Origin of the sequence: Candidatus Cyrtobacter comes (assembly GCF_034470605.1) — a bacterium.
Lineage (GTDB): Bacteria > Pseudomonadota > Alphaproteobacteria > Rickettsiales > Midichloriaceae > Cyrtobacter > Cyrtobacter comes.
Genome location: NZ_JARGYT010000039.1, coordinates 1 through 10,993, shown reverse-complemented (window position 1 = coordinate 10,993; position 10,993 = coordinate 1). Strand labels below are relative to the sequence as shown.

General features: G+C 33.4%; 9 protein-coding genes. 8 read left to right on the top strand and 1 reads right to left on the bottom strand.

Annotation, left to right across the window (positions count from 1 at the left end):
- The 5 genes from Cyrtocomes_RS03485 to mreC all read left to right on the top strand — a co-directional run.
- The coding region (locus Cyrtocomes_RS03485; protein WP_322497818.1) for an autotransporter outer membrane beta-barrel domain-containing protein at nucleotides 1-868 on the top strand (868 nt) is incomplete at its 5' end.
- 132 nt (nucleotides 869-1,000) lie between these two features.
- Nucleotides 1,001-2,884: a SurA N-terminal domain-containing protein gene (locus Cyrtocomes_RS03480; protein WP_322497817.1), complete on the top strand. Its 1,884-nt coding sequence runs from the start codon at nucleotides 1,001-1,003 to the stop codon at nucleotides 2,882-2,884.
- Nucleotides 2,877-3,974 (top strand): tRNA guanosine(34) transglycosylase Tgt, encoded by a 1,098-nt coding sequence (gene tgt / locus Cyrtocomes_RS03475; RefSeq protein ID WP_322497816.1) that lies wholly within the window; start codon nucleotides 2,877-2,879, stop codon nucleotides 3,972-3,974. Before Cyrtocomes_RS03480 ends, tgt begins: the two co-directional genes overlap by 8 nt.
- Before the next feature lie 568 nt (nucleotides 3,975-4,542).
- A complete protein-coding gene (gene lipA, locus Cyrtocomes_RS03470) occupies nucleotides 4,543-5,475 on the top strand; it encodes a lipoyl synthase (protein WP_322497815.1) in 933 nt (310 codons plus the stop codon).
- Nucleotides 5,456-6,301, top strand: coding sequence for a rod shape-determining protein MreC (gene mreC, locus Cyrtocomes_RS03465; protein WP_322497814.1), 846 nt, complete (start codon nucleotides 5,456-5,458; stop codon nucleotides 6,299-6,301). The genes lipA and mreC overlap by 20 nt, the downstream gene beginning before the upstream one ends.
- A gap of 393 nt (nucleotides 6,302-6,694) precedes the next feature.
- On the opposite strand, the gene Cyrtocomes_RS03460 is transcribed toward mreC, so the two are convergent.
- On the bottom strand, nucleotides 6,695-8,083 hold the full coding sequence (locus Cyrtocomes_RS03460) for a glycosyltransferase family 88 protein (RefSeq protein WP_322497813.1): 1,389 nt from the start codon (nucleotides 8,081-8,083) through the stop codon (nucleotides 6,695-6,697).
- A gap of 408 nt (nucleotides 8,084-8,491) precedes the next feature.
- On the opposite strand from Cyrtocomes_RS03460, the gene lepB reads away from it, so the two are divergent.
- From lepB to era, 3 genes are read left to right on the top strand one after another with little or no spacing between them, the layout of a single operon-like run.
- Nucleotides 8,492-9,193 carry a signal peptidase I gene (lepB, locus tag Cyrtocomes_RS03455; protein ID WP_322497812.1) on the top strand — a complete coding sequence of 234 codons (702 nt, stop codon included), beginning with the start codon at nucleotides 8,492-8,494 and terminating at the stop codon, nucleotides 9,191-9,193.
- Nucleotides 9,190-9,843 (top strand): ribonuclease III, encoded by a 654-nt coding sequence (rnc, locus tag Cyrtocomes_RS03450; RefSeq protein ID WP_322497811.1) that lies wholly within the window; start codon nucleotides 9,190-9,192, stop codon nucleotides 9,841-9,843. Before lepB ends, rnc begins: the two co-directional genes overlap by 4 nt.
- A gap of 1 nt (nucleotide 9,844) precedes the next feature.
- Nucleotides 9,845-10,690, top strand: a complete 846-nt coding sequence (era, locus tag Cyrtocomes_RS03445) for a GTPase Era (protein ID WP_322497810.1) — start codon at nucleotides 9,845-9,847, stop codon at nucleotides 10,688-10,690.
- Nucleotides 10,691-10,993: the final 303 nt, after the last annotated feature.

Here is a 10,993-nt window from a genome sequence, read left to right as displayed (position 1 = left end):
AAACCCATTCATTGAACGTTTTAATGTCGATCGGAAACAACCTTTTATCCATCTAAATACCATATTTATCGCCTCCAATATAATATTGCATCTTTTCCATTATTTGGCAAAACCTTTGTTAACAGTGCCTAAACTCTCTGATAATATTCTAGTAGGCTCTGCATTTTCCTATATGGGGGCGAATATTAAGGATAACACAGAGAAAGATAAATTAGATTCAAATATCTATGATCTTATACTATACGGCAGTTATGCAATTACTCCGCAAAATGAGGTGAATTTTACTTCGAGCTTCGCAAAAATCAAAAATAGCGCATCAAGATCTATTTCTATAGGTCAAATGCCGCAAAGAGTAGCTACTTCACACAGCCGTGGCTCTGCAATAAGTGTTGGTGCAAATTTTACTCATAATACAAATATCAATAAATATCTAAATATGAAATTTAGCACAGGTATTGATTATCATTATATCAGGAATGGTAGATATAAAGAAAAAAGCGCAGATTCATTAAGCTTACATGTGCGTAGGCAACATATAGAAAGGCTTATACCTTATATCACTATCGGTGGGCACTATGACGCCTCAGATCGCGTATCGCTAGAGGCAAGTTTGGGGATCGCATGTAATATATTGAGTGGTCAATCTGTGGTTAATGCGGCATTGAAGGGAATTAATGGTACAGATACTAAAACCACTAGCTTTAAAGTGGAAGGTCTATTGCAGCCATCACTATCTGCACAAACAGGCATAGCAATTGTATATAAATGCAGTGAGCGTATCAGTGCCTCTCTTGGCTATAATGGTAGCGTTTGGAGCGGTGATTTTAGCGAAAACACTGTATATTTTAGAGCAAGTATCAAGATTTAAGCTTCCATATCTATTAAGAGGGCCTTGTATGATTTATAAGGCCCTTTTGGTCTCTTACAGTATGTTTTATAATTTGTATTTTCTTTTTTACTGTGATAGTCATCTCGGCTCTGGTTTATCGCATCTTTTTATATGCTAGGCTCAATAAGATCTGGTTTAAATAACTGGTTTGTTAAGGCGATGCTCATAGTATTAGCCGCTCTATTTCTCCTTTCAGGATTTATAGGTTTTATGAAGGGAAATGATGTAGCATTTAAAATTGGCAGTTCAGATTATTCAATAGCGGAGTGGAAAAAGGTACTAAGAACTAGATTAGAACAATTGAGAATGAATAATATAGAACTTGCTAAGCAAGATTATTCAACACTAGTCAATAACCCCTATATTGTGAAAGAAGTATTTAATAAATTTGTTATCTCAGAATTATTGAGAATAGAGGCGAAGAGTTTAGGTATAGAAATAGATGATTCTACAACGGCGCATTATGTTATTGATGCAATGCCGCACTTGGTTACAGATGGGAAATTTGATACAGAAAGGTTTGAATACATGCTGAAAAATACCGGCCTCTCCAAAGAGGCTTTTATGAATTTGGTTAAAGATCAAATCTCATCAGGTATCATTTCAGAAGTATTTTATTCTGTGCCATTATTAGATAATCTATTTATAGAGCAAATTGCATATGCTAACCATATGCGCAGAAAAATCAGAATATTTGAAATTGATTATTCTAAGATTGAGAGCATTCAAGAACCAACTGATGATGATTTAAAATTGACATTAAAGAAAAATTTATCACTGTTTACAGTACCTGAGACTAGAAATGTCTCTATATTAAAGATGCCAGCAGCACTGCTTGTGGATACAAAAAAGATATCTGTTCAAGATCAAGAGGTAAAACAAGCATACGAAGCTACAAAAAGCAAATTTACTACTCCAGAACTTAGAAAATTACAGGTCTTAAGATTTAAAAATAAAGAAGACGCATTTAATGCACATAAAAGCGGTGATTCTTTTAAGGCTATAGCAGAAAAATATAAAATCGAATATGAGCAAAATCCAGAATATATCTCAGCTTCAGATTTAGGCTCAATTGTATATGATAATGCAGAGAGTAATATATTCGCTATTAAAATTGGATCAAAAAGTGCACCTATACTAACAGCAGCAGGTTGGGCTATTTTTAATGTTATAGATTCTAAAGCAGAGATAATAAAGGATTTTGAATCCGTTAAAGATGAATTAAAAAAATATGTATTCGATCAAAAATATATAGATATTTTTAATGATAAAGTTGAAGAAATAGAACAAAAACTTGAGTCTGGGGTTAATATGAATGTAATTGCAAAATCTTATGGGCTCAAAATTCAATCAGCTTATATATCAGCTAATTCCGAAGACAATGAAAACTTTGGAGATATTATAAAAAATACAGCAATCTCCACTCCAAATGGTGATCTTTCTTCTGTAAAACATATAGATAAACAAAATGCATTTATACTAAAAGTAGAAGAGATAGAAAGAGCGTACGTAAAAGACTTTTATAAAATAAGAAAAGAGCTGATTCCAATATATGAAAAAGAAGTAAAAAAACAAAAAACTCTTGATCTTATGTCCTCATTCAGAAAAAAGCTGATATCTGATAATGTTGAACTAACAGATATACCGGCTGAAAGAAAATTTGCCCCTGCACATATTCATATATTTGAAAAAGAAATAGCAATTTCGCAAGAAAGCACCAAAGATGAAAATGATTCCGTGATACCACATAATCATCTCTTGGAATTGTTCGCTACAGAAGTTGGCGAATTTTCGCAAATATTTGAAAAGGGTGGTAAAATTACTATGATACGCGTTCTTGCAGTACTCCCAGTAGAGAAAAATTATAAAAAAACCTTGGAAAGCGCTATAGCTTCTGGTGTATATGATGGGGTTATAAAAAATATACTTTTCTCAAGTTATATAGAAGTATTGAAGAAAAAATATCCTGTAGAAATTAAGAAGCTATATGATTAAATTTGATAGGGTTGCCTCTTTTGGTATGGCCAGGGCAGGTCTTTTAAAAACTGCTCATGCCATGATAGAAACACCAGTTTTTATGCCAGTCGGAACTCTGGGTACTGTAAAGGCAATTACCCCACAAAATTTAAAAGATACAGGCTCTAAGATAATATTATCTAATACATATCATCTAATGCTCAGACCAGGTGATGAATTGGTAGAAAAAGCCGGTGGTTTACGAAAATTTATGGGATGGGATGGCGCGATATTAACAGATTCTGGTGGCTTCCAAGTTATGTCACTTTCCGCGCTCAGAAAAATTACCGAAGATGGTGCTATATTTCAATCCCATATAGATGGCTCAAAACATTTATTATCACCGGAAAGATCGGTCCAAATACAACATTCTCTAGGAAGTACAATTACTATGGTGCTGGATGAATGTATAAAATATCCATCCACATTCCAAGAAGCGCAAAGTGCAATGGTACTTTCTTCAAGATGGGCAAAAAGATCTCTTGACGCATATAAAAAAAGAGAGGGGCATGGAATATTTGCAATCGTACAGGGTGGGCAGTATAAAGAACTAAGACTAGAATCTACGGAGCAACTAAAAAGCTTTGATTTTGATGGTTATGCCGTTGGCGGTCTTGCGGTTGGGGAGCCACAGGATTTAATGATAGAGGTACTTAGCTATACCGTGAATGCACTACCAGAAAATAAACCAAGATATCTTATGGGCGTTGGCAAACCAAGCGATATAGTTAAGGCTGTACAGCAAGGAATTGATATGTTTGATTGCGTATTACCAACACGCTCTGGAAGAAACGGGCAAGCCTTCGTAACTGGGGGAAGCTTAAATATTAGAAATTTAAGATATAAAGAGGATTTCTCACCACTAGATGAATTATGTAGTTGTTATACATGCAAGAATTTCACGAAATCGTATATAAGGCATTTGGTTAAATCCAATGAAATCCTTGGGGCTATGCTTCTATCATTACATAATTTACAACATTACCAAGATTTAATGAAAAAAATAAGAAATAACATAATCAACGGTATCAATCTTGATACATTGTTATATGAGCAGGATGATTTGTAGCCTTACTAAAAATGAGGTACCCCACTATTAATGAATCAAGATTAATAATCATTATTAAAAAAGAGAACAAGAGGGGTCGTATGAATGGAATCGCAATATCTTTTTTCTCCTCTGTTAAACCTAGCTAACTACTATAACCGTTTTATTTGAGATATGATACTTAATAATACTCTTTACGTTACAGCGTATTAGCCTTATTATGCTAATTTAACTTAAATAACCATACCTAATTCATGAGTTATATGGCATGCTTTTCTTACCATATGAAAATGTAACCATGTGATAAGCTCTATAATTGCCGGTCTTCTTGCGTAAATCATGGATAAAATAAAAGGTCAACGCACCCAAATTTAGCTTTCCTGCATCTTTTAATCGCAATGTTGTATTGTGTCTTGTAAAAGTAGTTCACGCTGTGTATATTACTCATTAGTATGCGCCGCTAATCCGGCTTTGGTTTTTATTTTGCGAGAGTATATTTGCAGCTTTACGATATCTGTGACTCTGTAGTTACATATGTGGTTGCGTTTTTCTTGCCTCATCTTGAAGTTCGTTTTGTATTTTGTTTGTTATGAACAATAGTTATCCGGAGCAAGGCGTTTTAGAATATAGAGAAAATAAGCTCAAAAAACCTCACTGGATAAGAGTACGAACTAAGATCGGGTTTGATAATTCTGATACCGCAGATATAATAAAAAGACACGGCTTGAATACTGTATGCCAAGAAGCTGCATGCCCAAATATAGGTGAATGCTGGGATAAGAAACATGCTACCTTCATGATACTTGGTAGTGTCTGTACGAGAGCTTGTAGATTCTGTAATGTTCAAACTGGTGTACCTGATCTACTAGATCCACATGAGCCAGAAAAAATAGCACTCGCGATTATGGAACTTGGTTTAAGCCATGTAGTTATAACGTCTGTAGATAGAGATGATCTTGCCGATGGTGGGGCCTCTCATTTTGCAAGCTGTATTAAACAGATAAGAAAATTATCACCAGATGTAACTATTGAGGTTTTAACACCAGATTTTTTAAGAAAAGATGGGGCACTTAATATCGTGATAGGCGCAAAACCTGATGTCTTTAACCATAATATAGAAACGGTTCCATCGCTGTATAGTAGAATACGACCTGGTGCAAGATATTTTAACTCATTAAATTTACTCAATACCGCTAAAATAATAGACAGTAGTATGTTCACTAAATCAGGTATAATGGTTGGTTTAGGCGAGGAAGAAGTAGAGATCCTCCAAGTTATGGATGATCTTAGATCTGCTCAAGTTGATTTTTTAACAATAGGGCAGTATCTACAACCCACACAAAAGCATGAGCCTGTACACAAATATGTTACACCAGAAGAATTTGAGCGTTATGCAAAAATTGCCAAAATAAAGGGCTTTTTAATGGTTTCATCCAGCCCACTTACCAGATCTTCTTATCATGCTGGCGATGATTTTAAAGAGCTAAAAAAAAGAAGAAAAAATGCTCAGCAGCAAGCGTGATAAGGTTGTAAAGCAAAACACCTCTATAATTAGGGTGGTCATACGCATCTTTGTACTTAATGCCAGCCTTTTCCTCTCTATACTTATTTGCGGATTGTTAGTAATTTTTGCATCAATTTATAGATCACAAATCCAAGGTACTATAGACCAATTACTGATCACCTCTAATAGGTACTTATCGTTTAGAATTCCAGATCTATACTATAAAATGTCTAATTATATAGATGCTAATTATGAGAATGAGTATTTAAGGCTCAAAGTCTCTGGATTAGAATCTCAAATCATCGGTTATAAGGCTTTAAGCGCAGAAATTGCAGAGCTAAAAAGTATGCTAAGTTATACATCAAGTTATGAAATTGATTACATAACAAGTGAATTTTTGCCAATTTCTCAAGACATTATGGAAAGTAGTATAATGATATTTGCCGGTATAAACCAAGGGTTACAAGAAAAGCAACTAGTTACAAGTAAAGACAACCTTGCCGCTATCCTATATTCAGTAAGAGAAAAAACATCTAGGGCCAAATTAATACACTCTTATGGTGTTAAAATCCCCATAATTCTATCTAAGAGTAATATTCGATGTATTACGTTTGGTAACGGCTCTCGCATACTACTAAAATATTTACCTCAAGACGTTAACGATATTGAAGGAGAAATTGTTTTAACATCAGGTGATGCCAAGATATTTCCACCTGGGATAAGAGTTGGCATAGTTAAGAAAGATCCAGGCGGGATCTTTTATGTTAAAACGTTTTTCGATATAAATAAATCTGGCAAATTTATCTCAGTAATTAAAGCAATCAATAGCGATAAAGTAGATTAAAGATCAATATAGCCAGTGAATTAATCAAAATCTCGTTTGAAATTGCCACCCCTCTAACAATTATCACATTTGTACATCGATTATGAAATGAACTCTTTTGAAGCTATTAATATAACTAATTATCAGATAGCAAAAGATTTAAGTTTTTTGCTATCTATTTTTGCCGCCATAGTTCATACATTTCTTGTCTTGCGTTTTAGCATATATCTTGTTGTGGTGTGAGACTTTAGATGGATACCCAAGTTATACCCTCGTTATGCACTTTGCTTTACACAAGTTATAAAAGAGAGTACAGCATCTCACTTTTATCGCCTTGCTTTCTTGCAATGTAGCTAGGCTAAACCCATCTTCTCTCAGAGTATCACCGTACTTATTATTTCTAGTGATCCATCTTTAAATCCCCCCTTTTTCCTTTTGAGCTGCTTTTTTTGCTGCCGTATGCCCACGCCAATTTTTCTGGATCTTAGCAGCGGCACCATGCATCATTTTCTCCCTTTCCTCCTTTGCTTGTATACCAACCTTATCCCATGAGATATCAGTAGATCCGGGATTCGTTGAAGTCTTTGCGTTCATATTTACCGCATGCATATTTGGTTCGCAGGAAGGTAACCCATTATTTTCAGTATCATGCTCTATAAGAAATTTATACAAAAGAGACGTGTATGTTTTTGATGCATTGCTATAATCTACTTGTGGGTTTGAGTTTTGCAATTCATTAACGAACTGTGAATATAGTGCTTTTACTAATGTACATGGTCCTGAATAACACATAACAGAACCTGTAAAAAGGTCTTTTCTCAATGTCTCGCATAATTCTTTAGGAGAAGAATTATAGTCGACTATTTTAAGAGCTACCTTCCATATTTCATACGCCCACTCTTCAGATACTTTTCTAAAATCAGCCCCGTTAATACTATCACAAATTTCTTCAATAGCCTTTTCCATTCCCGGCTCAAATTTATATATACTTTTTGTATTTTCAAAAGACTTTCTGAGACATTTTTCCATCAAAAATTTTGCATTAAAATTTTCCTGTAAGAAGCGACGAAATTCAATAATTCCATTTGTATTTGGATTAGAATTTATGAATTCCTGAATAAAAGCTATTAGCAGTTGATTATTAGGGTTAGATCCTACTGAACAAACTCCAGGAATAATATCATCCAATAAATTACTAGCCCCCTTCTTATAAGCTTCTAACATTTTATTCTGACAACTATCTATAAAATCTAGTGCTTTAGGATGTAAATTACCACTTTCATCTCTTGCAAAGGCTAAAAAATCTGAATAAACAGACGTAGAACCAAATATATCAGAACATACATTAAGAATCACACAGTGTTTTGAATCGACAGCCACACCATCTAGCTTCGAGAAATTTAAAGGAGTATCAAAATCAGAATAAACACCCAATTTATCTATTATAGGCACTAAAACTCGTGCAATATCAGACGCAGCAGCAGGGTTGCCGCCAATGCCTTTCTTCCAACATTCTAACTCTGTATTTATTAGATCAAATAATTCTTTTTCAGTTTTATGACGTAACTGATCTTTAAAGCTTTCTAAGCTAACTGGTTGAATCTTATGCTTTGCACAAAATGAATTTAGCTCATTAACAGCATTCTCAGAAAGTAACGCCTCACTATAAAGAAAACTAACTGTTGCTTTTGGATTATCATTTACCATCTTGATAAATCTTAGTTTGTTTTCTTCATCAAGACATTTTTCTGGATTACTATTAAACCAAATTTTATATAGTTTGTTTATAGGAACTTGATACATCTTAAATATATAAACGAATTACCTAATGACATCAGTTATACAACCAACTCAACCATTAATTGTAACCTTGCGTTCTTAAAAATCAATAAGAAGCATATATATCACATTTTGCCAAATTCTATCTCGTATTTCCCAAACCTTGGGCTTTTACATTTTCCTCTCCAGACACAACAATTTTTAACAATCGCGATACCTTATTGCTGGACCTTTTTACTAAAAAAGAATCATAGCAAAAATCTATTTATATGTAAAAATTTTACAATCTTTATAATTCTTATAGCTAGACTATTAGCACATCAATATTTCAGCAAACATAGTTTAAGAGCTATTTAAAGATAGACTTCAAATTATAATGATGATATTCAGTCCGTGCTTATTTATGGGTCTTTTGTATAACTCTTAAAATAAATGAATAAATATTTTAATCTTAAGATAGTAAGAGAGATCTTTGTTGTATTATTCGTTGTGGTAATAGTAAGATCTTTCATTTTCGAACCTTATAGAATACCTACCGGCTCTATGATACCGACTCTGATGATCGGTGATTTTTTATTTGTATCTAAGTACACCTATGGATATAATAGGTTCTCAATGCCATTTGATTTACCATTAATTAATGGTACGTATTTTTATAAGCAACCACAATATGGTGATATAATAGTATTTAAAAAAGAACCTGGAGGCGTGGCTTTGGTGAAAAGACTTATAGGATTACCTGGTGACGAAGTACGAATCATAGAAGGGAGGCTATATATAAATGGGCAACGCGCAGAAAGAGATTATGTGGGCAGCTGTAAAGAAAATGAGATAAAGATGGAAGAACAATTTTGTGAAGTTTTTCTAGAAAAATTTGCAGAAAAATCTTATCAAACTATAAGCTCTTCTGGTGATACATCAGATTTTCCTAATACTACCGCAACCTATAAGGTACCGGCTGGGCATGTGTTTTTTTTAGGAGATAACAGGGACCATTCTGCTGATAGTAGATTTATAAATGATATGGGATTTATCCCTGTAACAAACCTTATAGGAAAGGTACAAATAGTCTTTTTTAATTTAAAAGATTTAATGAGCTTAGATTTTACAAGGGTTTTTAAAAGATTTAAATGAAAATAAGCTATAATTTCAAAGATAGTAATTTATTAAAACAAGCATTAACTCACCCAAGTCACAAATCTTGTAATAAAAACCCGTCTTATGAGAGATTAGAATTTCTTGGCGATAAAATTTTAGGGGCTATAATAGCCAAATATATATATATAAAATTTCAACACTCTCCAGAGGGGCACTTATCTTTAATGCATTCAAATTTAGTTAGCTCTGAGGCAATCAATAAAGTAGCCAACAAGGTCTCTATTGGTGAATTTATTATAATGGATAAAGGAGAGGAGAATTCTGGCGGCAGGAAAAATGCAAACAATATAGAAAATGTAATGGAAGCTTTAATTGGCGCTGTATTTTTGGACGGTGGCTATCAAGAAAGTGAAAAATTTGTCTTAGATCTATGGGAGGGAACTTTTTCACGTGATGATATGATGCATAAAAATCCCAAATCTTTACTACAAGAAATAGTGCAAAAAAGTGGTAAATCTATCCCAACATATGAAGTAACAAAGAAATCTGGCCCTTCTCATGAATCTATTTTTGAGGTTTGTGTCACGGCGCAAGATATTGGAAGCGCCCATGCAGACGGCAATTCTATCAAAGAAGCAGAATGTAACGCTGCTTTAAAACTAATAGAAAAACTTAATCTAAAATAAGATGGAAAAAAGCTTGATCACCGTATCCTTAGTAGGCTTACCAAACGCTGGAAAATCTACATTAATAAATAAAATTGTTGGACAAAAAATTTCTATAATTTCTCCTAAGAGCCAAACAACAAGGTTTAATATAATAGGTATAAAAAATGTTGATAAATGCCAAATAATATTTACTGACACCCCAGGTTTCAAAAATTCCAAAAACGCACTTGAAAAGCAAATGAAAAATTTTGCACTTGAAGCCATTGAAAGCTCAGATATTACCTGCGTAGTAATCGATTCATGCAGATTATGTAAATATGGTCTAGATAAGAGCCACTTACCAAATGGAATTCAAGGCTCAATATTTCTTCTAAATAAAATAGATAAAATAAGAGATAAAAGGGTACTACTTCCTCATATGAAAAACATAGGTGATATCTATAATCCCTTGGATATCTTTCTCCTCTCCGCTACTAAATCTACTGGCATAGATAGTTTCACAGCAAGATTATGCGAACTTTCTAATAATAATCCATGGATGTTTGAGAATGACGAAGTGACAGATATTAGCCAAAAAGAGCTAGCCCAGGAAATTACGAGAGAAAAGCTATTATATAGGATACAGGACGAAATACCATATTCAGTTCAAATAACTACTGAACGGTGGGAAGAGCAAGGAGATGATTTATATATTAATCAAACTATCTTTGTAAATAAAAATTCACATAAGGCAATAGTGATTGGCTCAGGGGCAGCAAACATAAAGAAGATAGGGCAAGATTCAAGAGCAGAGATTTCTAAACTACTGGACAAAAAAGTAAGACTTTTTCTATATGTTAAAGTACTGGAAGATACAGACCTTTAAAATAAATCTCTAAAAAGATCTGTCTCTATTAAATATTAGCTGCTTTATTTGAGATGGCAACATGTAATAACATTATCTATATTATAGCCAACTAGCTATGCTAATTAAGCTTAGATTACTATTCAGCTGAAGCTATATAAAATGATTACATAAAAAGTAATTTTATTAAACTTATAGATGTTTTATTTGAGATGGCATAATACTGGCATTACCTAATAATTATAGACAATAGAATGAGATTATGCCTATATTGGAATAGGAAGGAGAAAATGGATGACAATTGAATGTAGATATTGCGGTTGT